General features: G+C 67.2%; 23 protein-coding genes. 17 read left to right on the top strand and 6 right to left on the bottom strand.

Annotated elements, in window-relative coordinates; genetic code table 11:
• The first annotated feature begins 86 nt into the window (after window positions 1-86).
• The 7 genes from BM133_RS20950 to BM133_RS20920 all read left to right on the top strand — a co-directional run bounded on the left by BM133_RS20950 (window position 87) and on the right by BM133_RS20920 (window position 7,755).
• On the top strand, window positions 87-416 hold the full coding sequence (locus BM133_RS20950; RefSeq protein WP_093437855.1) for a nucleotide pyrophosphohydrolase: 330 nt from the start codon (window positions 87-89) through the stop codon (window positions 414-416).
• Window positions 417-534: 118 nt separating this feature from the next.
• Entirely contained in the window at window positions 535-1,803 is a 1,269-nt protein-coding gene (gene urtA / locus BM133_RS20945) for an urea ABC transporter substrate-binding protein (protein ID WP_093437852.1), read from the top strand.
• A 194-nt stretch (window positions 1,804-1,997) separates the two neighbouring features.
• The gene (gene urtB, locus BM133_RS20940) at window positions 1,998-3,554 is read left to right on the top strand and encodes an urea ABC transporter permease subunit UrtB (RefSeq protein ID WP_093437849.1); all 1,557 of its coding nucleotides are present in this window, start codon (window positions 1,998-2,000) and stop codon (window positions 3,552-3,554) included.
• A complete protein-coding gene (gene urtC / locus BM133_RS20935) occupies window positions 3,551-4,777 on the top strand; it encodes an urea ABC transporter permease subunit UrtC (protein WP_093437847.1) in 1,227 nt (408 codons plus the stop codon). Before urtB ends, urtC begins: the two co-directional genes overlap by 4 nt.
• On the top strand, window positions 4,774-5,652 hold the full coding sequence (gene urtD, locus BM133_RS20930) for an urea ABC transporter ATP-binding protein UrtD (RefSeq protein ID WP_093437844.1): 879 nt from the start codon (window positions 4,774-4,776) through the stop codon (window positions 5,650-5,652). Before urtC ends, urtD begins: the two co-directional genes overlap by 4 nt.
• Before the next feature lie 13 nt (window positions 5,653-5,665).
• Window positions 5,666-6,358: an urea ABC transporter ATP-binding subunit UrtE gene (gene urtE / locus BM133_RS20925; RefSeq protein ID WP_042581180.1), complete on the top strand. Its 693-nt coding sequence runs from the start codon at window positions 5,666-5,668 to the stop codon at window positions 6,356-6,358.
• Between the two features lie 131 nt (window positions 6,359-6,489).
• Window positions 6,490-7,755: an MFS transporter gene (locus BM133_RS20920; protein ID WP_093437842.1), complete on the top strand. Its 1,266-nt coding sequence runs from the start codon at window positions 6,490-6,492 to the stop codon at window positions 7,753-7,755.
• 24 nt (window positions 7,756-7,779) lie between these two features.
• Here the strand turns inward: BM133_RS20920 and BM133_RS20915 are convergent, their stop codons facing one another.
• Entirely contained in the window at window positions 7,780-8,499 is a 720-nt protein-coding gene (locus BM133_RS20915) for a FadR/GntR family transcriptional regulator (RefSeq protein WP_093437839.1), read from the bottom strand.
• Window positions 8,500-8,665: 166 nt separating this feature from the next.
• Between BM133_RS20915 and BM133_RS20910 the strand changes: the two genes are divergently transcribed.
• A complete protein-coding gene (locus BM133_RS20910; protein WP_177224894.1) occupies window positions 8,666-10,252 on the top strand; it encodes a discoidin domain-containing protein in 1,587 nt (528 codons plus the stop codon).
• Window positions 10,253-10,402: 150 nt separating this feature from the next.
• Here the strand turns inward: BM133_RS20910 and BM133_RS20900 are convergent, their stop codons facing one another.
• Together BM133_RS20900 and BM133_RS20895 are read right to left on the bottom strand one after the other, a co-directional pair.
• Window positions 10,403-11,089 carry an anti-sigma factor gene (locus BM133_RS20900; RefSeq protein ID WP_093437835.1) on the bottom strand — a complete coding sequence of 229 codons (687 nt, stop codon included), beginning with the start codon at window positions 11,087-11,089 and terminating at the stop codon, window positions 10,403-10,405.
• Window positions 11,076-11,648, bottom strand: coding sequence for a sigma-70 family RNA polymerase sigma factor (locus BM133_RS20895; protein WP_256219295.1), 573 nt, complete (start codon window positions 11,646-11,648; stop codon window positions 11,076-11,078). The genes BM133_RS20900 and BM133_RS20895 overlap by 14 nt, the downstream gene beginning before the upstream one ends.
• A gap of 142 nt (window positions 11,649-11,790) precedes the next feature.
• Between BM133_RS20895 and BM133_RS20890 the strand changes: the two genes are divergently transcribed.
• Window positions 11,791-13,080, top strand: a complete 1,290-nt coding sequence (locus BM133_RS20890; protein WP_093437832.1) for a YVTN family beta-propeller repeat protein — start codon at window positions 11,791-11,793, stop codon at window positions 13,078-13,080.
• Here BM133_RS20890 and BM133_RS20885 read toward each other — a convergent pair.
• Window positions 13,056-14,015, bottom strand: a complete 960-nt coding sequence (locus BM133_RS20885; protein WP_093437830.1) for a sugar-binding transcriptional regulator — start codon at window positions 14,013-14,015, stop codon at window positions 13,056-13,058. The two genes, BM133_RS20890 and BM133_RS20885, sit on opposite strands and share 25 nt — an antisense overlap.
• Before the next feature lie 137 nt (window positions 14,016-14,152).
• Between BM133_RS20885 and BM133_RS20880 the strand changes: the two genes are divergently transcribed.
• The 7 genes from BM133_RS20880 (at window position 14,153) to BM133_RS20850 (ending at window position 22,181) form a co-directional block, all read left to right on the top strand.
• On the top strand, window positions 14,153-15,505 hold the full coding sequence (locus BM133_RS20880; RefSeq protein WP_093437827.1) for an iron-containing alcohol dehydrogenase: 1,353 nt from the start codon (window positions 14,153-14,155) through the stop codon (window positions 15,503-15,505).
• A 30-nt stretch (window positions 15,506-15,535) separates the two neighbouring features.
• On the top strand, window positions 15,536-16,867 hold the full coding sequence (locus BM133_RS20875) for an extracellular solute-binding protein (RefSeq protein ID WP_256219294.1): 1,332 nt from the start codon (window positions 15,536-15,538) through the stop codon (window positions 16,865-16,867).
• Between the two features lie 34 nt (window positions 16,868-16,901).
• On the top strand, window positions 16,902-17,807 hold the full coding sequence (locus BM133_RS20870; RefSeq protein WP_093437825.1) for a carbohydrate ABC transporter permease: 906 nt from the start codon (window positions 16,902-16,904) through the stop codon (window positions 17,805-17,807).
• A 24-nt stretch (window positions 17,808-17,831) separates the two neighbouring features.
• Window positions 17,832-18,752, top strand: coding sequence for an ABC transporter permease subunit (locus BM133_RS20865; protein WP_093437823.1), 921 nt, complete (start codon window positions 17,832-17,834; stop codon window positions 18,750-18,752).
• 32 nt (window positions 18,753-18,784) lie between these two features.
• Window positions 18,785-19,537, top strand: coding sequence for a glycerophosphodiester phosphodiesterase family protein (locus BM133_RS20860; RefSeq protein WP_093437821.1), 753 nt, complete (start codon window positions 18,785-18,787; stop codon window positions 19,535-19,537).
• Window positions 19,534-21,081, top strand: a complete 1,548-nt coding sequence (locus tag BM133_RS20855) for an alkaline phosphatase D family protein (RefSeq protein WP_093437818.1) — start codon at window positions 19,534-19,536, stop codon at window positions 21,079-21,081. Before BM133_RS20860 ends, BM133_RS20855 begins: the two co-directional genes overlap by 4 nt.
• An 89-nt stretch (window positions 21,082-21,170) precedes the next feature.
• Window positions 21,171-22,181, top strand: coding sequence for an aldo/keto reductase (locus BM133_RS20850; RefSeq protein WP_093437816.1), 1,011 nt, complete (start codon window positions 21,171-21,173; stop codon window positions 22,179-22,181).
• A 142-nt stretch (window positions 22,182-22,323) separates the two neighbouring features.
• Here BM133_RS20850 and BM133_RS20845 read toward each other — a convergent pair whose 3' ends face one another.
• Window positions 22,324-22,701, bottom strand: coding sequence for a hypothetical protein (locus BM133_RS20845; protein WP_143100173.1), 378 nt, complete (start codon window positions 22,699-22,701; stop codon window positions 22,324-22,326).
• Between the two features lie 70 nt (window positions 22,702-22,771).
• A complete protein-coding gene (locus BM133_RS20840) occupies window positions 22,772-23,773 on the bottom strand; it encodes a M35 family metalloendopeptidase (RefSeq protein WP_093437811.1) in 1,002 nt (333 codons plus the stop codon).
• Window positions 23,774-24,084: 311 nt separating this feature from the next.
• Here BM133_RS20840 and BM133_RS20835 point away from each other — a divergent pair, with 311 nt between their 5' ends.
• Window positions 24,085-25,569, top strand: coding sequence for an efflux transporter outer membrane subunit (locus tag BM133_RS20835; RefSeq protein WP_093437809.1), 1,485 nt, complete (start codon window positions 24,085-24,087; stop codon window positions 25,567-25,569).
• Window positions 25,570-25,571 lie beyond the last annotated feature (2 nt).

The raw sequence follows: 25,571 nt of genomic DNA, 5'->3' as shown, positions 1-25,571 counted from the left end.
ACCTTGCCCAAATTGGGTGGGCTCATGCCCGATTTGGGCTTTTCGACGCGTGCCACACTCGTTCCCGCACAACAGGAACGACACGCATGGCAACCGATCTGCAACGGCTGACTCAAGACCTCCGCGACTTCGCCGAAGCGAGAGACTGGGAGCCCTTCCACTCGCCGAAGAACCTCGCATCGGCGCTCTCGGTGGAAGCCGCTGAACTGCTCGAACATTTCCAGTGGCTCACCGAAGCGCAGAGCCGATCGCTCGATCCCGAGAAGCGCGACGAGGTCGGCGCCGAGATGGCGGATGTGTTCCTCTATCTGCTGCAACTTGCAGACAAGCTCCACATCGACCTGGTCGATGCGGCCCGGCGGAAGATGGTGGTCAACGCGCAAAAGTATCCGGTCCCCGTCGATCCGCCCGCCTGAGTACCTCCGTGTACGCCACCCGGCGTATTTCCCCTTCTTGGTGCGTTCCGCAGACTCCTCTCCATCGCCAGCCACGCGCTGTCGACAAGGTTCAACCAACCCCGGAGCAGGAGTCCACATGCAACGTCGTTTCACACTCAAGGCGCTCGCCGCCGCCGCCCTGCTGGCCAGCATTTCCGCTGCGCCCGCATTCGCCGCCGACACCATCAAGGTCGGCGTGCTGCACTCGCTGTCGGGCACGATGGCCATCTCGGAAACCGTGTTGAAAGACACGGTGCTGATGGCCATCGAAGACATCAACAAGAAGGGCGGCGTGCTGGGCAAGCAGCTCGAGCCCGTGATCGTCGACCCGGCCTCCAACTGGCCGCTGTTCGCTGAAAAGACCAAGCAACTGCTCGGGCAAGACAAGGTCTCGGTGATCTTCGGCTGCTGGACCTCGGTGTCGCGCAAGTCCGTGCTGCCGGTGGTCGAGGAAATGAACGGCCTCCTGTTCTACCCCGTGCAGTACGAGGGCGAAGAGCTCTCCAAGAACGTGTTCTACACGGGCGCCGCACCCAACCAGCAAGCCATTCCGGCCGTCGACTACCTGATGAGCAAGGAAGGCGGCGGCGCCAAGCGCTGGGTGCTGCTGGGCACCGACTACGTGTACCCCCGCACCACCAACAAGATCCTGCGCGCCTACCTGAAGAGCAAGGGCGTGAAGGACACCGACATCGACGAGAAGTACACGCCGTTCGGCCACAGCGACTACCAGACCATCGTGGCCGACATCAAGAAGTTCTCGGCCGGCGGCAAGACGGCGGTGGTCTCCACCATCAACGGCGACTCCAACGTGCCCTTCTACAAGGAACTGGGCAACGCGGGCCTGAAGGCCAAGGACGTGCCGGTCGTCGCTTTCTCGGTGGGCGAGGAAGAACTGCGCGGCGTGGACACCAAGCCGCTGGTGGGCCACCTCGCGGCATGGAACTACTTCATGTCGATCAAGAACCCGACCAACACGGCGTTCATCAAGCAGTGGAGCGACTACGCCAAGGCCAAGAACATCGCTGGCCACAAGGACAAGCCGCTCACCAACGACCCGATGGAAGCCACCTGGATCGGCATCCACATGTGGAAGCAGGCGGTCGAGAAGGCCAAGAGCACCGACACCGACAAGGTGATCGCTGCGATGGCCGGCCAGACCTTCACGGCGCCGTCCGGCATCGTCTCGAAGATGGACGAGAAGAACCATCACCTGCACAAGAGCGTGTTCATCGGCGAGATCAAGGCCGATGGCCAGTTCAACGTGGTGTGGAAGACGCCGGGTCCCGTGAAGGCCAAGCCCTGGAGCCCGTACATCGAAGGCAACGACAAGAAGCCTGATTACCCGGCTGGCAAGTCGATGTAACTCGTCGACAAGTCCCTGGCTCTTGCTCCCTCTCCTCTTGGGGAGAGGGCAGGGGTGAGGGCAACGGCGGTCGATCTGGCCGCCGTGTCCGTTGGAAGGCCGCAAGCCCTCACCCCAACCCTTTCCCCGCGGGGAGAGGGGGCAACACGAACTTCAAGATGCTTCGACGAACCCTTCACTGCGCATTCGCCGCCATGCTGTTCATGGCAACGGCCGCCCACGCGCTGACCGCCGACGAAGCCCGGGCCATCGCCTCCGGCGAGTCCGAAGCCCGCATCGCCGCGCTCAACAAGGCCGTCCTCACCGCCGACGACAAGACCGCCGCGTTCATCCAGGCCATGTCCGATGACGCCGTGAAATACACCGAAGACAAGGTCTTCGTGATGAAGGACGGTCCTGAAGGAAAAGGCTACGACCCCGTGACCGGCACCGAATCGAAAGTGCCCGACACCGCCGAAGACGTCGTCAACAACAACCTCATGCGCGGCGCGCTCGATGCCGCGCAGGCCGCGCTCAAGCTCACGAGCAAGGACGACGCGGTGCGCGCGGAAGCCGCACAGGCCCTGTTCAAGGACCCCGACGAATCCCGTATACCCATGGTCGAGAAGGCACTGGCCGCCGAGACCAACCCCAAGATCAAGGCGCAGCTGGAACTCGTGCGCGCCGCCGGCATGCTCACCAGCGCCGACAAGGCCAAGCGCCTCGCCGCGGCCAAGGAGCTGGGCAACAACCGCAACCCCGACACCAAGCTGCTGCTGAACCAGCGCCTGGCCGACGAGACCGAGGCCGACGTGAAGACGGCGATTGCCGCCTCCATCGCCAACATCGACGGCGCGCTGGTCTGGGGCGACCGCATCAACGCCGTGTTCAGCGGCATCAGCCTGGGCTCGGTGCTGCTGCTCGCGGCGCTCGGCCTGGCCATCACCTACGGCCTCATGGGCGTCATCAACATGGCGCACGGCGAGCTGATGATGATCGGCGCCTACGCCACCTACGTGATGCAGGGCATCTTCCAGAAGTACATGCCCGAGGCGGCGTTCGGCTGGTACCTGGTCGCCGCGATTCCCGTGTCGTTCCTCGCATCTGCGCTGGTGGGCGCGGTGCTCGAGCGCGGCGTCATCCGCTTCCTCTACGGCCGGCCGCTGGAGACGCTGCTGGCCACCTGGGGCATCAGCCTGATGCTGCAGCAGCTGGTGCGCACGCTCTTCGGTGCGCAGAACGTCGGGGTGGAAAACCCAGGCTGGATGAGCGGCGGCTTCACGATGCTGAGCAACGTCACGCTGCCGTGGAACCGCATCTGCATCATCATTTTTGCGGTGCTCGTATTGCTCGCGATGGGCTGGCTCATCGGCAAGACGCGCCTGGGCCTGTTCGTGCGGGGCGTCACGCAGAACCGCCCGATCGCCTCATGCATGGGCGTGAACACCGCGCGCATCGACACCTACGCCTTCGCGCTCGGCTCGGGCATCGCGGGTCTGGCGGGCTGCGCGCTGAGCCAGATCGGCAACGTCGGACCGGACCTCGGCCAGAGCTACATCGTGGACAGCTTCATGGTGGTGGTGATGGGCGGCGTCGGCCAGCTCGCGGGCACCGTGTATGCGGCGTTGGGGCTGGGCATTCTCAACAAGTTCATCGAAGGCTGGGCGGGCGCGGTGCTCGCGAAGATCGCGGTGCTTGTCTTCATCATCATCTTCATCCAGAAGCGCCCGCAAGGCATCTTCGCGATGAAGGGCCGGAGCGCGGAAGCATGAGCAAGGTCACGTTGCCAACCAAAGGGCCGCTGTTGAGCGGCAAGGGCTGGACGGCCTTCTTCATCGCGCTGATCGTGGTGTGCGCCGTGGCACCGGTGCTCAACATCGTGGTGCCGGCCGACAGCCCGCTGCACATGAGCGACTACGCGGTGGCGCTGCTCGGCAAGATCATGTGCTACGCCATCTGCGCGCTGGCGATGGACCTGATCTGGGGCTACACCGGCATCCTCTCGCTGGGCCACGGCCTGTTCTTCGCACTCGGCGGCTACATGATGGGCATGTACCTCATGCGCCAGATCGGCCGCGACGGCAACTACAAGAGCGACCTGCCGGACTTCATGGTGTTCCTCGACTGGAAGACGCTGCCCTGGCACTGGACCTTCAGCGACAGCTTCATCGCCACGCTGATCATGATCGTCGCGGTGCCGGGCGTCATCGCCTTCGTGTTCGGCTTCTTCGCCTTCCGCTCGCGCATCAAGGGCGTGTATTTCTCGATCATCACGCAGGCCATGACCTTCGCGGCGATGCTGCTGTTCTTTCGCAACGAGACGGGCTTCGGCGGCAACAACGGCTTCACCGACTTCAAGCGCATCCTGAACATCCCGATCGCCACGCAAGAGATGCGCATGACGCTCTTCGCGCTCACGGGCCTCACGCTGCTGGGCTTCTTCCTCTTCGCCAAGTGGCTCATCGGCAGCAAGTTCGGCCGGGTGCTGCAGGCCATCCGCGATGCGGAAACGCGCGTGATGTTCTCGGGCTACAACCCGCTGCCTTACAAGCTCACCATCTGGGTCATCTCGGCCGTCATGTGCGGCGTGGCCGGCGCGCTCTATGTGCCGCAGGTCGGCATCATCAACCCGGGCGAGATGAGCGCGGCCAACTCCATCGAGATCGCGATCTGGGCTGCGGTCGGTGGGCGCGCGACGCTGATCGGGCCGATCATCGGCGCCTTCATCGTCAACGGCGCCAAGAGCTGGCTGACGGTGGCGTATCCCGAGTACTGGCTGTACTTCCTGGGCGCCTTGTTCATTGCTGTCACGCTGTTCCTGCCGAACGGCATCGTGGGTCTGGTGAAGAAGTGGTTGTCGCGCGAGAAGGCGGCACCCGCCGCACCGAGCGCAGGCCGCGAGGAAGCGCAGCGCGCCATGGCCGCAGGGCAGGGCATGGCGCCCGAGGCACTGCATGCGCCGCTGGCCGCCGACGTGAAGGGAGCCCGCGCATGACGCCCGACCTGATGGAAGCCGGCGCCGAGCGCGCAGCGAGAGCAGGCAGCATTCACTACGCGAGCGGCAGCACCGAGTCGGGCGGCCGCGAGGCCGGCTTCGGCCGCATCGCCACGCCGGGCGAAGTCGACATCACGCACGGCCGCATCCTGTACCTGGAAGACGTGAGCGTGAGCTTCGACGGCTTCAAGGCCATCAACAAGCTCTCCCTGGACATCGCGCCGGGCGAGCTGCGCTGCATCATCGGCCCCAACGGCGCAGGCAAGACGACGATGATGGACATCATCACCGGCAAGACGCGGCCCGATTCGGGCACGGTTTTCTTCGGCAGCACCATCGACCTCTTGCGCCACCGCGAGGCCGACATCGCCCAGCTGGGCATCGGCCGCAAGTTCCAGAAGCCGACGGTGTTCGAGCACCTCACCGTGTTCGAGAACCTGGAGCTCGCGCTCAAGACCAACAAGGGCGTGCGCGCGTCGATGCTGTTCAAGCTCGACTCGGCGCAGAGCGACCGGCTGGCCGAAGTGCTGGAGACCATCCACCTGGCCGAGAGCGTGTCGCGCCTGGCCGGCAACCTCAGCCACGGCCAGAAGCAGTGGCTGGAAATCGGCATGCTGCTCATGCAGGACCCCAAGCTGCTGCTGCTCGACGAGCCCGTGGCCGGCATGACCGACGAAGAAACGGCGCGCACCGCCGAGCTCTTCCTCACCCTCAAGGGCAAGCATTCGCTGATGGTGGTGGAACACGACATGAGCTTCATCCGCACGATCTCCGAGATCGTCACGGTGCTGTGCGACGGCTCCGTGCTGGCACAGGGCACGCTCGACGAAGTGCAGGCCGACGAGCGCGTGATCGAGGTCTATCTGGGCCGCTGAGGAAACGAACGCCATGCTGACAGTCAAGAACATCCACCAGTACTACGGCGGCTCCCACATCCTGCGTGACGTGAGCTTCCAGGCCACGCTCGGCAAGGTCACCGTGCTGCTGGGCCGCAACGGCGTGGGCAAGACCACATTGCTCAAATCGCTGATGGGCCTGGTGCCCATCAAGAGCGGGAGCATCGAACTGGAAGGCAAGCCGATCCAGAAGGCCACGCCTTACGACAGGGCAAGAGCGGGCATCGGCTTCGTTCCCCAGGGCCGCGAGATCTTCGCGCGGCTCACGGTCGAAGAGAACCTGCGCATGGGCCTGGCCTACAAGAGCGGCAGCACGCCGATTCCGTCGGAACTGTTCGAGCTGTTCCCGGTGCTCAAGCAGATGATCAACAGAAGAGGCGGCGACCTCTCGGGCGGGCAGCAACAGCAGCTGGCCATCGCGCGCGCCCTCGCGCCCAAGCCCAAGCTCTTGATCCTCGATGAGCCCACCGAAGGCATCCAGCCCAGCATCATCAAGGACATCGGCCGCGTCATCCGCATGCTGGCCGACCGCGGGGACATGGCCATCGTGCTGTGCGAGCAGTACTACGACTTCGCGCAGGAACTGGCCGACGACTACCTGGTGATGGAGCGCGGCGAGGTCATCGCGCGGGGCCTGGGCAAGGACATGGAGGCGCAGGGCGTGCGCCAACTCGTGGCGATCTGACCGCAGGCAGCGGCCCTTCGAGGCCTTGCCCGATACCGGGCCTTTGGCATCTGCGTATCGGCCGATTTCAGGGTTTACCCTAAAATTGACCCCTGCCCGTCGCCGCCGGGCACCCCTCCAGGAGCCTGGCCTTGAACGCCTCCCCACCCGCGCTGGACAGCGCGGACACCGCCATTCCCGTTTCTTCCCCGTCGTCGAAGCCCGTCAATTTTTTGCGGGCCGTGCTCGCGCTCGGCGTCGGCGGCTTCGCCATCGGCACGGGCGAATTCGTCATCATGGGCCTGCTGCCCGAAGTCGCGAGCGACATCGATGTCAGCATTCCCCAGGCCGGCCATGTCATCAGCGCCTATGCGCTCGGCGTGGTCGTCGGCGCCCCGGTGCTGGCCGTGCTCGCGGCAGGCTGGGGCCGGCGCGCATTGCTGATCGCGCTGATGGCCGTGTTCGCCGCCGGCAACTTCGCCAGCGCCATGGCGCCCGGGTATCTCTCGCTCAACCTGCTGCGCTTTGCCACGGGCCTGCCGCACGGCACCTACTTCGGCGTGGCCGCGCTCGTGGCCGCCACGCTCGCGCCACCGGGGCGCCGCGCGCGCGCCGTGGGCCTCGTGATGCTCGGGCTCACCGGCGCCACGCTGGTCGGCGTGCCCATCGCGGCGTGGCTCGGCCAGCTCTTCGGCTGGCGCGCGGCCTTCGTGTTCGTCGGCGTGATCGCGCTCGTGGCCGTGGTGCTCCTGCGCCGCGATGTGCCCGACATCGCCGCCGCGGCCGGTGCCAGCCCGTGGCGCGAGCTCGGTGCGCTCAAGCGCAAGCAGGTGTGGTTCACGCTGGGCATCAGCGCCATCGGCTTCGGCGGCATGTTCGCGGTGTTCAGCTACATCAAGCCCACGCTGACCGAGGTGGCGCACCTGTCGGTGCACAACGTGCCCTTCGTGCTCGCGCTGTTCGGCCTGGGCATGGTCACCGGCAATATCGTGGGCTCGCGGATGGCGGACAAGTCGCTGATGCGCACCATCGCCGGCGTGCTGGTGTACGCGGTGCTGGTGCTCGCGCTCTTCACCTTCGCGGCGCAGCACGTGGTCACGGCCGCCATCGGCGTGTTCCTCATCGGCACCACCGTGGCCATCGGCCCGGCGCTGCAGATCCGCCTGATGGACGTGGCCGGCGATGCGCAGACGCTGGCCGCCGCGCTCAACCATTCGGCCTTCAACATGGCCAATGCGCTCGGCGCGTGGCTGGGCGGCGTGGCCATCTCGGCCGGCCTGGGCTGGACCTCCACCGGCTGGGTCGGCGCGCTGCTCGCGCTCGCGGGCATCGGCATCTTCGGCTGGGGCGTGATGAGTGCGCGGGCCGATGCGCGCCGCCGTCCGCAAGTCGCCGCCTACGAAGGCTCGGCGGGTTGAGCGTCGCGATGTAGGGCAGGGCGGCTAGCCGCCCGATTCCCGGTTCGACGCGAAGCGCACCTTCGCATTGCGCAGGTGCACCTGCATCGCCTTGCGTGCGGCGCTCGCGTCCTTGGCGGCGATGGCGTCCACCAGCGCCTCGTGTTCCTGCAACGCCAGCTGCCAGATCGATTCGCCGACGAAGTGCGATTCCAGCTGCGTGTAGAGCTCGCCCGTGCGCTGCGCCCACAACTGCTGCACCAGCAGCTGCAGCGCGGCATTGCCGCTGGCCTCCGCGATGCACAGGTGAAAACCTTCGTCCAGTGCAATGGCCTCGGGGCTGTGCGTGGACTGCACCTTCATCTGCGCGAGGATCGACTTCAGCTGCCGCAACTGCGCAGGCGTCGCATGTCGCGCCGCCAGCGCCGCGCATTCGGCCTCCACCAGGATGCGTGCGGCCAGCACGTCGAACGGGCCGGGTGCGGACTGCCCCTTGGCCAGCGGAAGCTCGCGACGCCGCAGGTGATGTTCCTGCACGAAGACGCCGGTGCCCGCACGCAGCGCGACCAGGCCCTCCATCTCCAGCGCGATCAGCGCCTCGCGCACCGAGGGCCGGCTCACGCCCAGCAGCTCGGCCAGTTCGCGCTCGGCCGGCAGTCGCTCGCCGGGCGCGTAGTGGCCGCTGTCGATGTGCTCCCTGATCTGCTCGGCGATCTGCCGGTACAGCCGTTTGGTCTCGATGGCTCGGAAAGGAGGTTTGCTCATTCGGGGTAGGCGTGTGTCGGGTCGGAGCTTATACGGAGCGGCTCGGGCCCCGGCAGCGCATCGTCCGGACTTCGCCCCGGGGTAAACCATGATGCATCAAAGATTGCCAAGTGGCCTTACCACCTGTCCAATGGCCGCGCCGACAACAACACAACGGAGACAACCGATGCAGATGTCTTTTTCGCGCGCCGCCTTGCTTGCCATGGCGCTTTCCGCACCCCTGGCCCATGCGCAGGCCGAAGACCCGCTGGACCTGAAGATCCGCAACGGCTGGGCCGTGGCCGCCCAGCAGGACACGCCGATCGCCGCACGCAGCAACAAGGCCTCCTACCCGATCCTCACGGGCACCGACGCGGCCCAGGCCTGGCAGTACGCGGGCTCGGGCAACTGGATCAGCGGCTTCTTCCCCTCGTCGCTCTGGATGCTGCAGGCGCAGAACGCCACCCAGGGCTGGGACACGCGCGCAGCCGCATGGACCACGGGCATGGGCAACCAGTCGACCAACACCGGCACGCACGACGTCGGCTTCATGGTGTTCACGCCGTACGGCAACGGCTACCGCATGACCGGCAACGCGAGCTACCTGCAGACCATCCTCACCACGGCCAACTCGCTGTCGAGCCGCTACGACCCCGACGTGGGCGCCGTGCGCTCATGGGGTTCGATCAGCGACACCACGAACTTCCAGGTGATCATCGACAACATGATGAACATCGAGCTGATGTTCTGGGCATCGACCCACGGCGGCTCCAGCACGCTGTACGACCGCGCGCGCAGCCACGCGATCAAGACCATGCAGAACCATGTGCGGCCCGATGGCAGCAGCTATCACCTGGTCGTGTATTCGCCGACCACCGGCGCGGTGAAGTCGCGATCGACGGTGCAGGGCTACTCGGACAGTTCGACCTGGGCGCGCGGCCAGGCCTGGGGCATCTACGGCTTCACGACGACCTACCGCTTCACCGGCGAGCAGCAGTTCCTGGACACCGCGCGGCGCATGGCCGACTGGTTCATCGGCCACCTGCCGGCCGACAAGGTGCCGTTCTGGGACTTCAACGACCCCGCCATTCCCAACGCACCGCGCGACAGCTCCGCGGCCGCCATTGCCGCGAGCGGGCTGATGGAACTGTCGCTGCTGGAGACCGACGCCACGCGCGCCACCACCTACCGCAATGCCGCCAGGACCTTGCTCGGCGCGGTGCTGAGCCCGCCGTACCTCGCGACGCTCGGCTCGCCGAGCAACACGCAGGCGCTGCTGCTGCAGTCGAGCTATCACAAGAACGAAGGGCTCTACAACCAGGGCACCGGCTGGGGCGACTACTACCTGCTCGAAGCCATGCTGCGCGCACGCCGCCTGCCGCCGGGCTCGGCACCGCTCGCGACAGTGGGCGTGACGGCCAGCAGCGCGCAGGCCGGCAACCCCGCCACGGGCGCCACCGACAACAACGCGGCCACGCGCTGGAGCGCACAGGGCGACGGCCAGTGGCTGCGCATCGACCTTGGCGCCGGCGCGCTCGTGCACAAGGTCGGCGTGTCGTTCTACCTGGGCGACCAGCGCAGCGCGCGTTTCGACATCGAGACCTCGCCCGACGGCCTCGCATGGACGCCCCGCTGGCAAGGCCGCAGCAGCGGCCAGACCGCCGGCATGGAGTACTACGACATTCCCGATGCGAGCACGCGCTACGTGCGCATCGTCGGCCACGGCAGCACCGCGAGCGACTGGAACAGCGTGACGGAGATCGCCGCTTACTGAGCCAACCCCCAGGCTTCGCGCACTTCGTGTCGCTGCGCCAACCCCCTTGCAGGGGCCGATGCCTGCGGCCCGGTGGAGCCGGTTCCGCGGTATCTCTGGAAGGGGGCGTGATCCTTCTAGCGCCGCGGTTCGCGTTTGCTGAGTGGCCGGCTAGGGGCGCGTGGCGTGCGGCGCTGTCCGCTCGCGCAGGAGCGTCGCGAAGTTCTGCAGCTCGGCCGCGTTCAGGTCCGACACGGCCCATGCCTGCATGCCGCCTTGCGCCCAGTGCGCGAGCTGGTAGCCCTGCCGCGCGGAGAAGGCGGGCGCCTGCGCCTTCGCGTCGGCCGTGGGCCAGACGAAGAGGTTGATGACATGCGGGCCTGACCGGTAGACCAGCGCCGCCACCGTCCGCCCGTCCAGGTAGTCGAGCCGGCCGCCGGTGAGCGCGAAGCCTTCGGCGGCCAGGTCGACCACGGGCGGCGAGAAGTCGAGCTTGCCTGCGAACCACGGCTTCACCGTGTGCTGGTCGGTCGAGGCCACGTCGGCCAGATGCGAGGCCATCAGCGAGCGCACATGGTTGGCCGTGACGGCCTCGCCCAACGCGTCCTGCGGCGCCATCGGGACCGCCAGCAGAACGAGCGCAAGACCCCAGGCCGTGGCCGCCCCGGCGCCGAAGCCGACCAGTCCCTGCCACCAGCCGCGCCGGTTGCGCACCGGGACGGCAGGTGCGGCAACGGTCGTCGCGCCTGCCTCGGAACGCAGCGCCTGCGCAATGCGCCCGGCCAGCGCCGCCGGCGGCGTGTGCCGCACGGCATGGCGCCGGACCATCAGCCCCAGCTCGTCGTCAGGAATTGGCATGGTGTGTCCTTTCCGCCGTGTGGCCCGGGCGTTCGTCGCGCAGGCTTTCGCGCAGCAGGGCGCGGGCGCGCGAGAGCCGCGACATCACCGTGCCCAGCGGCACGCCGGCAATGCGCGCGATGTCTTCATAGCGCATCTCCTCCAGCTCGCGCAGCACGATCACTTCGCGATAGACCGCGGGCAGGGCGTCGATGGCGGCGTTGATGCGCTCGCCCTGCACGCGTTGCTCCCATTGCCGGGCCGGATCGCTCGCATCCGGAGAGGCCGGGGCCGCGGCCTCGCTGTCGCGCAGCTCGTCGAATTCCAGCTGGTCGGCCAACTGCCGGTTCTGCCGCATCCAGTCGTAGCAGGCATTGCGCACGATGCCCAGCAGCCACGGCCGCGCGTTCTCGCCGCGCAGGCTCTCGAAAAAACGAAAAGCTCGCAGGTACGCCTCCTGCACCGCGTCGTCGGCCAGCTGGTCGTCGCGCAACAGCCAGCGCGCAAGGTTCCATGCCGCATCGAGATGCGGCAGCGCGGCGGCTTCGAACTGGCGTGTGCGGTCGGTCAGATCGGTCAATGGGCTTGTTCTTCCTGCATGACGCGGCGGCCACGCGTTTTATTCCATCTTTTTTTCGGGGCCTGCGGGGAATAAGCGGGGCGCGCCGTGCGTCATGCCTTGCGTCGATTCTCTTTCCACTCTTTGTCTGGAGTCTTTCATCATGATCGCCATTCCCCGGTTTGCGCGCATCCTCGCCGTTCTCGCGGCCTCGAGCACCTTCGCTTTCACCGCACTGGCCGCGGGCCCCAAGGCCTACGTCGGCAACTTCAAGGACAGCACGGTCAGCGTGATCGACACAGGCACTGAGCGGGTGCTCGCCACGGTGCCGGTGGCCGCGGGGCCGGACGGCATCGTCATCTCCCCGAACGGGCGCAGCGTGTTCGTGAGCGGGGCCAGCGCCTCCGCACTGAGCGAGATCGATGCCGCGACCGACAGCGTGACGCACACCATCGAGGTCGGCAAGGGCCCGCAGGGCCTGGCCGCGACGGCCGACGGCCGCTGGGTGCTGGTGGCTGTCAACGGCGACGACCGCGTGGCCTTCGTCGACACCGCGACGCACACCGTGAGCGCCACCGTGCCCGTGCCCAAGCCGCACACCATCGCCGTGCGGCCCGACGGCCGGCAGGCCTACGTCGCCTCGCAGGAGCCGGGGCACTTCGCGCTCGTGGTCATCGACCTGGCGGCACGCAAGGTGGTGGCCGAGATCCCGCTTGAGAAGGCGCCGCGCGACCTGGAGTTCGGCCACGACGGCAAGGCGCTGTACCTGACGCTGGCGGGCGCAGCCGCCGTGCAGGTGCTGGATCCGGCGACGAACCAGTGGCAGACGCCCGTCGCCACGGGCGTCTCTCCTCACATCGCCCAGCACTTCGCCGGCATGGCCAGCGGCGTGGTGGTCGTGCAGGGGCCGGGCGAGGTCATGCTCTTCGACCCGGCGGCGCGCACGCCGGGTCGAAGCATCGGCGTGGGCAAGCAGCCGCACTGGCTGGACATCTCGGCGGACGGCAAGAAGCTGTGGGTGAGCAACGAAGGCTCCAACGACGTGAGCGTGGTCGACCTGGCGGGCGGGCCGGCGCACACCGTGGCGGTGGGCAATGCGCCGCGCAAGATCGCCGTGCAGCGCACGGCCGGCCCGGGCAGCGCGCACGCCGGCGGGTCGGCGCACGTTGCCATCCGCAACTTCGCTTTCGAGCCCGCGCAGGTCACCGTCAGCGTCGGCCAGACCCTGACGTGGCAGAACGACGACGGCGCGCCGCACGGCGTGGTCTTCAAGGACGCTTCGGCCGGCATCGACCTGTTGCTGCCCGGCAAGGCCTTCGCGCGCAGCTTCGACAAGCCGGGCGTATATGACTATGTCTGCTCGGTGCACCCATACATGACGGCGCGGGTCACGGTGGTGGCGCCGTCGCGCGCTGCGGCTCCTTCGGCTCAGCGCGCGCCGAGCGCTTCATAGAGCTTCAGCGCCGCGCGCGCGGTCTGCTCATCGCAGATCAGCACCGACAGCAATTTCGCCCGCAGCACGGCCGCGATGATCGGCGCCTTGTTCTCGCCGCCCGAGGCGACGATCACCGTCGGGATGCGCGCGAGTTCTTCCAGAGAAGGCGCCACCACGCGCTGGTTCAGCGCGTGCTTCACGGGCTTGCCGTGGCGGTCGAGGAACTGGCCGATGATGTCGCCCACCGCCTTGGCCTGCCGGAGGCTCGCCACCGGCACGTCCTTGGGCAGCCCGTAGCGCACCAGCAATGACCGCGTGCTCAGGTCGCCCACGCTCAGCAGCGCGACGTCGTTGGCCGCGATCTGCCCGAAGGCTTCCTTGAACACGTCCTGCGAGACGATGGTGTCGCGCGACTTCGCGCTGCCCGCATACAGCGGCGCCGCCAGGTAGCTGCACTGCGCGCCGAGCCGCGCCGCGAACGCGCTGGCGGTCTCGAAGGTGTTGATCTCCAGGCCGCGCGTGAGCCCGCCCATGATCGAGTTGACATGCAGGTTCGGCCACTGCCCCGGCGCAATGTGGCGGATCGCCTCGCGCAGCGTCGCGCCCCAACCGACGCCCAGGCCACGCACGCGCTGTGTCTCCAGCAGCCTCGACAGGTATTCGCCCGCCGTGCGGCCCAGCAGCACGGGAATGAGGTCGGGGCTCTCGGGCGTCGGAATGATCACCGCCTCGCGCAGCCCGCACACCGTGCGCAGTTCTTCTTCGAGCCGGAGGCACCCCTCGTGGCGCGAGTTGATCTTGATGCTCACGAGCCCGCTTTCGCGCGCCTCGCCGAGCAGCCGGTTCACGCGCAGCCGCGTGAGCCCGAGCTTCGTGGCGATGCCGTCCTGCGTCAGGCCCTCCATGTAGTAGAGCCAGGCCACGCGCACCGCCACCTGATCTTCCTCTGCCATGCGAATGCTCCGTTGTTGTGTGCCGATTCTGCCGCGTGATGGTGAAAACACCGGGTAGTCACCTGCTTGAAACAAATGCATTTCAGAATATACACTTGTTCATCGCCGACGATCCGGCGCAAGAATCCCCTGGAGACATGAGCGAACAGACATCCCCGTTGCGGGCCGCATTGCGCGATGCCGCGGTCACCAAAGAAGTCGTCCTCGAGCGCGCCGCGGTGCGCGCGATGCCCGACGTTCTGCGCCGCGTCGCGCCCGGTGCGCGCTGGATGCTCGTGACCGACGAGACGACATGGGACGTGGCGGGCGAAGCCGCGCAGGCGTTGCTCGAAGCGGGCGGCATTGCGCTCGCGCCACCGCTCTTGCTGCCCGCGCGCCCGCGCCTGAAGCCGCGCGTGTCGGCCTCGGCCACCATCGCCCGCAAGCTCGCCGCGCACGACCTCACGCCGGTGGCCGTGGGCTCGGGCGTCATCAACGACCTGGTCAAGCACGCGGCGTCGATCGCGGGCAAGCCTTACGTCTGCCTGGCCACGGCAGCCTCGATGGACGGCTACGCGGCCTCCGGCGCAGCGCTGCTCGACGAAGACGGCTTCAAGCGCACGCTCGCCTGCCCGCCGCCCGTCGCGGTGCTGGCCGACCTGGGTGTGCTCGGCGCCGCGCCCGCGCGCATGACGGCGTGGGGCTACGGCGACCTTGCGGGCAAGACCGTGGCCGGCGCCGACTGGCTGCTGGCCGATGCGCTGGGCGTCGAAGCCCTGAGCCGCCGCCCCTACGACATGGTGCAGGCGCACCTGCGCGACTGGCTCGGCGCGCCCGGCCGCATCGCCGCGCGCGATCCCGAGGCCACGGGCGACCTCATGGCGGGCCTGCTGGTCAGCGGCTTCGCAATGCAGGCCCACGGCAACTCGCGCCCGGCCAGCGGCAGCGACCACCAGTTCTCCCACCTGTGGGAAATGGAGAACCTGCAGATCGGCGGTGAACCTGCTGCGCACGGCGCCTGCGTGGGCGTCGGCTGCGTTGCCATGCTCGCGATGTACGAATGGCTGCTGGCGCGGCCCGACGCCGCCTTTGCATCGGCCGCGACACACGCGCAAGACGGCTTCGATGACGTCGCACTCCTGCGCGAGATCGATGCAGCTTTCGACCGCGATGAATTCCGCACCGCCGCACGCGAAGAGATGCATGCCAAGCGCGCCACGGGCGGTCGCCGCGCCCGCATCGAAAACCTCGCCGCTCTTTGGCCCGACCTGCGCGCCCGACTCTCGCATCAACTCATCGGCGCATCCGACATGCAGCAGCGCCTGCGCACCCTCGGCGGTGCTGCGCACCCCGACGACCTCGGCATCGCCGCCGCGCGCCTGGCCGCCGACTACCGCCGCGCGCGTCTCATCCGCCGCCGCTACACCGTGCTCGACCTGCTCGACGACCTGGGCTGGCTCGATGCCGCGATCACCGATCTCTTCAGCCCCGGCGGCTTCTGGTCCGCCTGAACCTGCACCCACGATCCACAGGAGACAGCGATGATGAATCCCCACCGACGCAGCACCCTGGCCACGCTGGCCATTTCATCCGCGCTATGGCTTGCCAGCGCCATGCCCGCGGCCGCCCAGCCCGTGCAGATCCAGTGGTGGCATGCCATGGGCGGCGCGCTCAACGAGCGCGTCGACGAGCTGGTGAAAAACTTCAACGCCTCGCAGCAGAAGTACGTGGTGGTGGCGGTCAACAAGGGCAGCTACGACGAGGTCATCAACGGCACCATCGCCGCCTACCGCGCCAAGCGCGCGCCGGCGCTCGTGCAGATCTACGAGCGCGGCTTCATGACGATGCTGTTGTCCGACGCGACGATGCCCGTGCAGGACCTGCTCGACCAGCGCGGCTACAAGGTCGAGTGGGCCGATTTCGTCAAGCCCGTGGCGGGTTTCTACAGCTACAAGGGCAAGCTCATGACGATGCCCTTCAACTCGTCGTCGCCCATCCTCTGGTACAACAAGGCGCACTTCGAGAAGGCCGGTTTCGCCAAGCCCGGCGAGACCTGGCAGGAGCTGGAAAAACAGCTCTACGCCATCAAGCAGAAAGGCATCTCGGCCTGCGGCTCGGTGCTCGCGGGCGACTACCACTGGAGCCTGCTGGAGAACTACAGCGCCATCAACGACCTGCCCTATGCCACCAAGGCCAACGGCTACCAGGGCCTGGACACCGAGTTCACCTACAACAAGACCTCGGTGGTTTCGCAGGTCGGGCGCATCAAGAAGTGGATCGACGACGGCGTGATGCAGATCGCCGGCCAGGGCCTGAGCCCCGAGCAGCTCTTCACCTCGGGCAAGTGCTCCACCTTCTTCGCCTCCACGGCCGCGCACAGCGGCATCGAGCGCGAGGCCAAGATCGACTGGAGCGCCACCTACCTCCCGTGGGAAGAGGGCAAGCAACCCAGGAACAGCACCATCGGCGGCGCGTCGCTGTGGGTCATGAAGGGCCAGAAGCCGGCCGAGTACGAAGCCGCCGCGGCCTTCCTGGACTACCTGGCCAAGCCCGAGACGCAGGTCTGGTGGCTCAAGGCCACGGGCTACGTGCCGCTGACCAACAAGGCCTACCAGATGGCCAAGTCCGAGGGCTACTACAAGGACCACCCGACGCGCGAGATCGCGATCCTGCAGCTCACGCGCGGCACGCCCACGGCCAACTCCACGGGCTTTCACTTCGGCAACTTCACCCAGACCATGATGGCCCAGCGCGACGAGTTCGAGAACGTGGTGGCGGGCAAGAAGACGCCGCAGGTGGCGATGGACGATGCCGTCAAGCGCGGCAACGAAATCCTTCGCCAGTACGAGAAGCTCAACAAGGGCCGCTACTGAAGCGGCACCGGTACCGGTCCCGGAAGAACGAAGCATGGCCAAGCCCGAAGCGGGACTCAAGCGCGCGCACTTCAAGGACGTGCGCCTGCCCGTGCTGCTGCTCCTGCCGCAGCTCACCATCCTGCTGTTCTTCTTTTTCATTCCGTCGTTCCGCGCGCTCGGGCAGGCCTTCTTCCTGTCCGACCCGTTCGGCAACACGGTGCACTTCGTCGGCTTCGACAACTTCGCGCAGCTGCTGCAAAGCGAGACCTACCACGAGTCGGTGAAGGTCACGGTGGTGTTCACCCTGCTGCAGAACCTGCTCACCATCGCGGTGGCGCTGGTGCTGGCCTTCGCGAGCGACCGGGTGATCCGCGGGCGCGGCATCTACAAGGCGATCATCCTGCTGCCCTATGCGATCGCGCCGGTCATCGCGGGCATCCTGTGGGCCTTCCTGTTCAACCCGTCGGTCGGGCCGCTCGCGCAGGTGCTGCATGCGATCGGCCTTGCGTGGGACCCGAACCGCGTGGGCTCGGACGCGATGATCCTGGTGATCCTGGCCGCCTCGTGGAAGCACGTCTGCTACGACTACATCTTCCTGCTCGCGGGCCTCTTGGCAGTGCCTTCGTCGCTGCTCGAAGCGGCGGCCGTGGACGGCGCGGGGCCGCTCAAGCGCTTCTTCAGCATCGGGCTGCCGCTGCTCATGCCCACGATGTTCTTCCTGGCGGTCATGAACTTCGTCTACGGCTTCTTCGAAATCTTCGCCATCGTCGATGCGGTCACGCAGGGCGGGCCGGCGGGTGCGACGAATGTGCTGGTGTTCAAGGTCTACGTGGACGGGTTCATCAACCTGGACCTCGGCTCCTCGGCCGCGCAGTCGGTCATCCTCATGATCTTCGCGCTCTTCATGACGCTGCTGCAGTTCCGTTATGTCGAGCGGCGCGTGAGCTACGACGTATGAGCCGCATTCCAAAGGAACACGCCCATGGTTGAACGCGCCCCCGTGCTCGATGCCGTCTGCCACGCGATCCTGCTCGTGGGCGTGGCCTTCGTCTGCGTGCCGCTGTACCTGGCCTTCGTGGCCGGCTCGCTCACCATCGGCGAGGTGCAGCAGGTGCCGCTGCCGTGGCTGCCCGGCGACCAGTTCGTGCAGAACCTGCGCACCGCGTGGACGCAGGCCAACTTCGGCCGGCTGTTCCTCAACTCTTTCGTCGTGGCGCTGGGCATCACGTTCGGCAAGATCGCGGTGTCGCTGCTGTCGGCCTTTGCGATCACGTATTTCCGCTTCCGCTTTCGCATGACGGCCTTCTGGCTGATCTTCGTGTCGCTGATGCTGCCGATCGAGGTGCGCATCTCGCCGACCTACGAGTCGGTGGCCAATGCGGCGCTGCCGGTGCAATGGCTGGTGGAGACGCTGCACCTGTCGGCGGTGTGGAACGCGGTCACCGGCCACAGCATCGACATCCAGCTGTCGTGGAACATGGTCGATACGTACCCGGGCCTCATCCTGCCGCTGATCGCCTCGGCCTCGGCCACCTTCCTGTTCCGCCAGTTCTTCCTCACGGTGCCCGACGAGCTGTGCGAAGCGGCGCGAATCGACGGTGCCTCGCCGATGCATTTCTTCTGGACCATCCTGCTGCCGCTCTCGCGCTCGAACATCGCGGCGCTCGCGATCATCCTGTTTCTCTACGGCTGGAACCAGTACCTCTGGCCGCTGCTCTTCACCACCGACAAGGACATGGCCACGGCGGTGATCGGCCTCAAGCACCTGATCCCGCGCTCCGATTCGCAACCGGCCTGGAACGTGGCGATGAGCGCCGCGCTGCTCACCATGCTGCCGCCCATCCTCGTGGTGGTAGCGTTGCAGCGGTCGTTCGTCAAAGGGCTGGTGGACAGCAGCAAGTGAAGCGAAAACAGCCAACAAGGACACTGCAGAAAATGATCATCGTGGGACACCGCGGCGCACGCAACCTCTGGCCCGAGAACAGCCTGGGCGGCTTTCGCAAGCTCATCGCGTCGGGCGCCGACGCGGTCGAGTTCGACGTGCAGGAAACGCGCGACGGCACGGCCGTGGTCATTCACGATCCGCTGCTCGACCGCACCACCGAAGGCACCGGCCCCGTCCGCGACCGCACGGGCGCCGAGGTGCTGGCGACGCGGTTGCGAGAAGGGCAGGGCGAGCAGGGCGGTGACAAAGGCGAATGCGTGCCGTCGCTCACCGAAGTGCTTCGCCTCTTTGCGCCCACGCGCATGGAGCTGCATGTGGAGATCAAGACCGATGCGGCCGGCGAGCTGCCCGCCGGCGCGGTGGCGCGCATGGTGCAGGCGCTGCACGACGCGGGCGTGGCGCAGCGCAGCTACCTCACCTGCTTCGTGCCCGAGGTGCTGGAGCAGGTGCTCGCCTGCTGGCCCGGCGGCCGCGTGCTCGCCTCGCTCGACCACCGCTCGGCCGAGATGCTCGGCGGCATCGGCCGCGCGCTCGCGCGCTATGCGGCGATGCCCGGGTGCGTGGTCGCGGTCGAGAAGAAGCTGCTCGCGGCCACGTGGTCGCAGTGCCTCGCCGCGCTCGGCACCGATCGACTGGGCGCATGGGTCATCAACGAGCCCGAGGAGATCGCGCACTGGCTCGCGATGCCGATACGGCAGATCACCACCGACCGGCCCGACCTGGCGCTGGCCGCGCGCCGATGAGTGCACGGCCGATATCGCGGCGGCGCCTGCTGTGCGGCGGGCTCGCCGCCGCGTCGCTGGGCCATCCCTTTCTTCGACTGCATGCGCAGCAGGCATCGCGCGCCCCCTTCACGCTGGGCGTGGCCTCGGGCACGCCCCGGCCCGACGGCATGGTGCTCTGGACCCGGCTCGCGCCCGAGCCGCTGCAGGGCGGCGGCATGGGCGATGCGCCGGTCGATGTGCGCTGGGAAGTCGCGGAGGACGAGCGCTTCCGTCGCATCGTCGCCAGGGACACGGCGATCGCCACCGCCGATCTCGCGCACTCCGTGCATGTCGAGGTCCAGGGGCTGCAGCCGGGCCGCCCGTACTGGTACCGCTTCACCGCGGGCGGCGCACGCAGCCCTGTGGGCCGCACGCGCACCGCGCCGGCCGAAGGCGATGAAGCCGCGCAGCCGCTGCGCTTCGCGTTCGCGTCGTGCCAGCAGTACGAGCAGGGCTACTACGCGGCCTACCGCGACATGGCCGCGCAGCCGCTGGACTTCGTCGTCCACCTGGGCGACTACATCTACGAAAGCTCCTGGGGCTCGCGCCACGTGCGCCGCCACGAAGGCGGCATCCCGACGCAGCTGGCCGAGTTTCGCGACCGCTACGCGCTCTACAAGACCGACGTGCACCTGCAGGCCGCGCACGCCGCCTTCCCCTGGCTCGTCACCTGGGACGACCACGAGGTGGCCAACGACTACACCGACGACGTCTCTCCGCGCACCATCGACTCCGCGCAGTTCCTGGCGATCCGCGCCGCCGCATATCAAGCGTGGTACGAGCACATGCCCGTGCCCGCGCGCATGCGGCCGCGCGGCGCCGATGCCACCATCTACGGCCGCCACCGCTTCGGCCGCATGCTCGACGTGCTGCTGCTCGACGGGCGCCAGTACCGCTCGCACCACGCCTGCCTTGCGGGCCGCAGCGCCTCGCCGCTGGCCGATTGCGCCGACCGGTCCGCACCGGGGCGCAGCTTCCTCGGCGCGAAGCAGGAGGCGTGGCTTGCGGACGAACTGGCCGCGCCGCCCGCGCGCTGGACCGTCGTCGCCCAGTCCACGCTGCTCGCCGAAGCCGACCGCAAGCGCGGCCCCGAGCACGGCTACTGGATGGACGGCTGGGACGGTTACGCGGCCTCCCGCACGCGCCTCCTCGACGCGCTGGCCGCGAACAAGGCGCGCGGCGGCGATGCGCTCGTCATCAGCGGTGACGTGCATGCCTTCTGGGCCGCCGACCTGCGCAGCGAGCCGCAGGGCCCGGCGGTCGCGACCGAGTTCGTCGGCGGCGCCATCACCTCCGAAGGCCCGAGCGCCGCCAGCGTGGCCAACATGCGCGCGAAGAACGAGCACCTGCGCTACGGCCGCGCCGACAAGCGCGGCTACGCGCTCATGACGCTCGATGCGCGCGGCTGCGCGGTCGAGTTCCGCGCGGTGGAAGACGAGAAGAACGCCGACTCGGCCGTGGCCCCCATGGCCCGCTTCTCGGTGGCGCGCGGCGCGCCCGGCGTGCATCTCGAAACCACCTGAAATCTCCGGCGCCTGCAGGATTGCGCGGCCGTGCCTATGATGGCCGCCGCCCCCCCATCTCTCCCTCATCTCCCTCGGAGCGCGCCCCCATGAGCATTCCCCCCCCCCGACTCGGCCGCACCGGCCTCACCGTTTCCCGCCTCGCCCTCGGCACCATGACCTTCGGCCTGCAGACCGACGAGGCCGTGTCGCACCAGATCCTGGACAAGGCGGCCGAAGGCGGCATCAACTTCCTGGACACCGCCGACGTGTACCCGCTGGGCGGCACCGTCGAGACCACCGGCCGCACCGAAGAGATCATCGGCAACTGGCTCGAAAAGCAAGGCCCCGCGGGACGCCGCCGCTTCGTGGTCGCCACCAAGGCGGTCAACAAAGTCGGCCCCAACCCCTGGGACCAGGGCGCATCGCGCAAGCACCTGCTGGACGCCATCGACCTCTCGCTCAAGCGCCTGAAGACCGACCACGTCGACCTCTACCAACTGCACATGGACGACCGCGAGACGCCGCTCGAAGAGACGCTGGAGGCGCTCGATGTCATCGTCAAGTCGGGCCGCGCGCGCTACATCGGCGTGTCGAATTTCCTGGCCTATCGCCTGGCCCGTGCGCTCGGCAAGTCCGACCTGCACCGGTTCACGCGTTTCGTGTCGGTGCAGCCGCGCTACAGCCTCCTGTTTCGCGAGATCGAGCGCGAGCTGCTGCCGCTCGCGAGCGAAGAGGGGCTGGGCGTGATCCCCTACAACCCGCTGGCCGGAGGCCTGCTCACCGGCAAGTACAAGCCCGGCGCCAAGCCCGAGGAAAACACCCGCTTCACGCTCGGCACCGCCGGCGGCATGTACCAGGACCGCTACTGGAACGAGCGCAGCTTCAACACCGTGACGCAGTTGCACAAGCTGGCCGACGAAGCGGGCGTGCCGCTCGCGACGCTGGCGGTGGCGTGGGTGATGGCCAATCCGCTGATCACCGCGCCGCTGCTCGGTGCAAGCCGGCCGGAGCAGTTGGACGCGACGATCGCGGCGGCGGAATACAAGCTCGATCCGGCGCTCAAGCAGAAGCTGGATGAGCTCACAGCCGAGTACCGCAAGGGCGACGCGCCGCGCTGATTTCCTGTCTTGCTCCTTCCCCCGCTGGGGGAAGGCTGGGATGGGGGCAAGCAGCGCTTGTTTGGCGCCGTGCTTCATCGACCGCCGCCGTGCCCCCACCCCGACCCCAGCAGGGGAGGGAACAAGACGACAAGCAAGATGCTCAACGCCTGCTGCCGCCTGGGTCTCCTTGCTTGACGCCAGGTGTAGGAACCGGACTGCAATCGGGCAGGTCTTCCTGGAAAGGCACCAGGTCGATTCCAGCGTAGTTGCCCCCCTTGAAGGTGGAGGACGGAGAGCTCAAGTGCGAGCTCGTGTGGACCGGTGTGCCTTCGAGCAACTGCTGGACGGCCCGCGTTGCGGCCTCGGCCCGACGCTTGGCAAGCAGCTTGGCGTCTTTGGCGTTTGCCGGGGCTAGGCCGTCGACCGTGACGCTTTTCAAGCGTGGAAATTCGCTCCTCCATTTGTCGAGCCATGCCACCAATTCCACGACTTCGGATTTTTCGAGGGTTGCGGAGTCCGCCATGAAATCAAGATCCATTGCAAATGACCTCGAGCAGGCATGAGCAGAATCCATTGCCAATATCACCGCCAGCAGGGGCAAGAAGAGCTTACCCCGCATAGCTAAATCCATAGGCGACATAGCCCGTGATGCTGTCCGCATTCCTAAGTGCCCGCTTCGTATCCTTGGCAATCGACAGGCTTTCACTCATTTTGTAGATTTCGTCCATTGAACCGAAGGTGTCGCTGAAATGTGTGACTTCGTGGATCAGGGTTTGCAATTGCGAGTCGGCCTCCGCGGATCTGTCGCGAAGCTCGCAGAAGCCAACAGCGATACCGATGGTGTGTGTCTTGACATCTGGACCGCAGACCTCGGCAATCAGTCCGGCCTTGTTCCCTGACGGCGTGCAGCCGACACTGCGCATCAACTGCTCAGAGTAGCGCACAAAGCTGTCGCATGTCAGCCCTTTGAGGACGCGCAAACACTTGGACAAACCGTCCCGCAAGTGCTGCCTCGTCTTCTCATCGTCTATTCCAAACCACTGGATAACTCTGGCTTTTTCGGGCTTTCCCCAAAGATCCAAGTCTTTCAGGCGGCGTTCAACCATCTTCACGGCATCGGCGCGCAAGCCGAGTACCAAAGTGCAGAACTGCTTGTTGGTCATGTTCGGGCAGATGTTCTCCGTCTGCTCGGCCTCCGGCGGATGCTCGACGAGGTCGTCGACAACCTTGCTGCTCGCCGCCACTGCCGCTGAATCCCCTGCGAACCAGCCCGGGAGTGCGGTGAAGCTTGGGCTGAACTCCTTCACCGCTCCAGCCATTGCGTCATCGTAAGTGAACGAATGCACCAACGTGGCAACGAGTGGAGGTGGCAACGGGCAGTGACAGACCACCACGTCACCTTCCAACGCGATTTCGGTTTTGTAAAACAGGCCTCGGCGAGGTCCGCCAGCTTTGGCAATGATGCCGACGCTGTTGCAGCCCTCACAGTAGGCTCGTCCTCCGATCAGCGCGATCCGATGGCCGTGGACATCCATCATGGGACCGCCATAGGGCAACACTGCTCCGCCTGGCGCCGGTGGGTCGCCCACCACCACGATTTTTCGCAACATTTCGAGAGTCTCCAAAATTGAGGATGGCGACTTGTATGTGGATTCACGTGATGCCAGCCTCGATCGCTGCCACTGACGTTGGTCGCATGAAGAATTTTTCACGCCCCATGGCCATTTCTGCCTCCCGACGAACCGACCCTTCCTGCAAGCGGGAGAGAGAACACGAGAGGAAGGCCGACATCGCATGGGACGCGGGTGGTGATCCTTCCTCCTCTGGGGGCAGGCGGGGGAAGAGCAAAACCGGAAACTGTCAGAACTGTCAGTTAGTCGACAGCGAAGGGTTTGAACCGGGTTCTTAGAGTGAACCCACCATGGTTCTCTTTGCTGCAACTCCTTCTTCCTTCAAGACGACAGCCGTTGCGCTCGCCGCACTGCTGCTCGCAGGCTGCGCCGTCGGCCCCGACTACGTGCGGCCCTCCATGGACCTGCCGGTCGCCTACAAGGAAACCGGCCCCTGGAAGACCGCCACACCCCAGGTCATCGACGCCAGCCACCCTTGGTGGGAGGCCTACGGCGACGTCACGCTGAGCGCGCTGGTCGTGCAGGCCAACGCCGCCAACCAGAACATCCGCGTCGCCGAAGCCCAGTACCGCGAGGCACAGGCCATTGCCGCCGCCGCGCATGCGGGCTTCTTCCCGACCGTGGGCGTCAACGCAGGCGGGACCCGCGCGCAGACCAACAGCACCGGCGCCCTCAAGCTGGGCACCACCGACACCCTCGGCCTCGCCGCGAGCTGGGAGCCCGACCTGTGGGGCGCCGTGCGCCGTTCCGTCGAGGCCGGCAATGCGGACGCACAGGCCAGCGCCGACGACCTGGCCGGGGCGCGCCTGAGCATCCAGACCACGCTCGCGCAGGACTACCTGCAGATCCGCGTCATCGACCTGCAGCGCGACCTGTACGCCAGCACCACTGCGGCCTACGCCCGGGCGCTCGAACTCACGCAGCACCAGTACGCCGCAGGCACGGTGCTGCGTTCCGACGTGGCCCTCGCGCAGAGCCAGCTCAAGTCCGCCGAAGCGCAAGCCGTCGATCTCGAAGCGCAGCGCAGCCAGCTCGAACATGCCGTCGCCGTGCTGACGGGGCAGGCGCCCGCATCGTTCACGCTGGAGCCGTTCGCACTGGCTGTACCCATGACACCTGCATCGCTCCCGCTCTCCGATGCCGTGCGCATGCAACTGCCAGTCACGCCCGCGGGCCTGCCTTCGGAACTGCTCGAACGCCGCCCCGACATCGCCGCCGCCGAGCGCCGCGTGCAATCTGCCAACGCCAACATCGGCGTCGCCAAGGCCGCCTACTACCCGCAGATCGTGCTCAGCGCCAGCGGCGGCTTCAGCGCCGGCAACCTCGCATCGCTCTTCAACACACCCAGCCGCGTGTGGTCGCTCGGCGCCGCGCTCGCGCAAACGGTGTTCGACGGGGGCCTGCGCAAAGCCCACACCGACCAGGCCGTGGCCGTCTACGACGCCTCGGTCGCGCAATACAAGCAGACCGTGCTCGGCGGCTTCCAGCAGGTCGAGGACAACCTTGCGACCCTGCGCGTGCTCGACCGCGAATCCGCGCTGCAGGCAGAGGCCGTGCAGGCCTCCCAACTCGCCGAGCGGCTGGCCCTGAGCCAGTACCGCGCAGGCACCGCCACCTACTTGAGCGTGGTGACGGCGCAGCAACTCTCGCTCACCAACCAGCGCACCGCCGCGCAGGTGCTCGGCCGCCAGCTCGCGGCCAGCGTCTCGCTGATCGCGGCCACCGGCGGCGGCTGGACCGCCGACGCCGCCGCTGCAACGACTTCCGGAAATTGATG

It is taken from the genome of Variovorax sp. 770b2 (assembly GCF_900115685.1).
Classification (GTDB): Bacteria; Pseudomonadota; Gammaproteobacteria; order Burkholderiales; family Burkholderiaceae_C; genus Variovorax.
The sequence above is the reverse complement of the archived record's forward strand: the minus strand, read 5'-3'. Positions and strand labels throughout refer to the sequence as shown.

Excerpts from the sequence above, each read along its gene's own strand:
- BM133_RS20950 (WP_093437855.1), top strand. The coding sequence starts at position 87 with ATGGCAACCGATCTGCAACGGCTGACTCAAGACCTCCGCGACTTCGCC.
- urtA (WP_093437852.1), top strand. The coding sequence starts at position 535 with ATGCAACGTCGTTTCACACTCAAGGCGCTCGCCGCCGCCGCCCTGCTG.
- urtB (WP_093437849.1), top strand. The coding sequence starts at position 1,998 with ATGCTGTTCATGGCAACGGCCGCCCACGCGCTGACCGCCGACGAAGCC.
- urtC (WP_093437847.1), top strand. The coding sequence starts at position 3,551 with ATGAGCAAGGTCACGTTGCCAACCAAAGGGCCGCTGTTGAGCGGCAAG.
- urtD (WP_093437844.1), top strand. The coding sequence starts at position 4,774 with ATGACGCCCGACCTGATGGAAGCCGGCGCCGAGCGCGCAGCGAGAGCA.
- urtE (WP_042581180.1), top strand. The coding sequence starts at position 5,666 with ATGCTGACAGTCAAGAACATCCACCAGTACTACGGCGGCTCCCACATC.
- BM133_RS20915 (WP_093437839.1), bottom strand. The coding sequence starts at position 8,499 with ATGAGCAAACCTCCTTTCCGAGCCATCGAGACCAAACGGCTGTACCGG.
- BM133_RS20910 (WP_177224894.1), top strand. The coding sequence starts at position 8,666 with ATGCAGATGTCTTTTTCGCGCGCCGCCTTGCTTGCCATGGCGCTTTCC.
- BM133_RS20900 (WP_093437835.1), bottom strand. The coding sequence starts at position 11,089 with ATGCCAATTCCTGACGACGAGCTGGGGCTGATGGTCCGGCGCCATGCC.
- BM133_RS20890 (WP_093437832.1), top strand. The coding sequence starts at position 11,791 with ATGATCGCCATTCCCCGGTTTGCGCGCATCCTCGCCGTTCTCGCGGCC.
- BM133_RS20885 (WP_093437830.1), bottom strand. The coding sequence starts at position 14,015 with ATGGCAGAGGAAGATCAGGTGGCGGTGCGCGTGGCCTGGCTCTACTAC.
- BM133_RS20880 (WP_093437827.1), top strand. The coding sequence starts at position 14,153 with ATGAGCGAACAGACATCCCCGTTGCGGGCCGCATTGCGCGATGCCGCG.
- BM133_RS20875 (WP_256219294.1), top strand. The coding sequence starts at position 15,536 with ATGATGAATCCCCACCGACGCAGCACCCTGGCCACGCTGGCCATTTCA.
- BM133_RS20870 (WP_093437825.1), top strand. The coding sequence starts at position 16,902 with ATGGCCAAGCCCGAAGCGGGACTCAAGCGCGCGCACTTCAAGGACGTG.
- BM133_RS20865 (WP_093437823.1), top strand. The coding sequence starts at position 17,832 with ATGGTTGAACGCGCCCCCGTGCTCGATGCCGTCTGCCACGCGATCCTG.
- BM133_RS20860 (WP_093437821.1), top strand. The coding sequence starts at position 18,785 with ATGATCATCGTGGGACACCGCGGCGCACGCAACCTCTGGCCCGAGAAC.
- BM133_RS20855 (WP_093437818.1), top strand. The coding sequence starts at position 19,534 with ATGAGTGCACGGCCGATATCGCGGCGGCGCCTGCTGTGCGGCGGGCTC.
- BM133_RS20850 (WP_093437816.1), top strand. The coding sequence starts at position 21,171 with ATGAGCATTCCCCCCCCCCGACTCGGCCGCACCGGCCTCACCGTTTCC.
- BM133_RS20845 (WP_143100173.1), bottom strand. The coding sequence starts at position 22,701 with ATGGATCTTGATTTCATGGCGGACTCCGCAACCCTCGAAAAATCCGAA.
- BM133_RS20840 (WP_093437811.1), bottom strand. The coding sequence starts at position 23,773 with ATGTTGCGAAAAATCGTGGTGGTGGGCGACCCACCGGCGCCAGGCGGA.
- BM133_RS20835 (WP_093437809.1), top strand. The coding sequence starts at position 24,085 with ATGGTTCTCTTTGCTGCAACTCCTTCTTCCTTCAAGACGACAGCCGTT.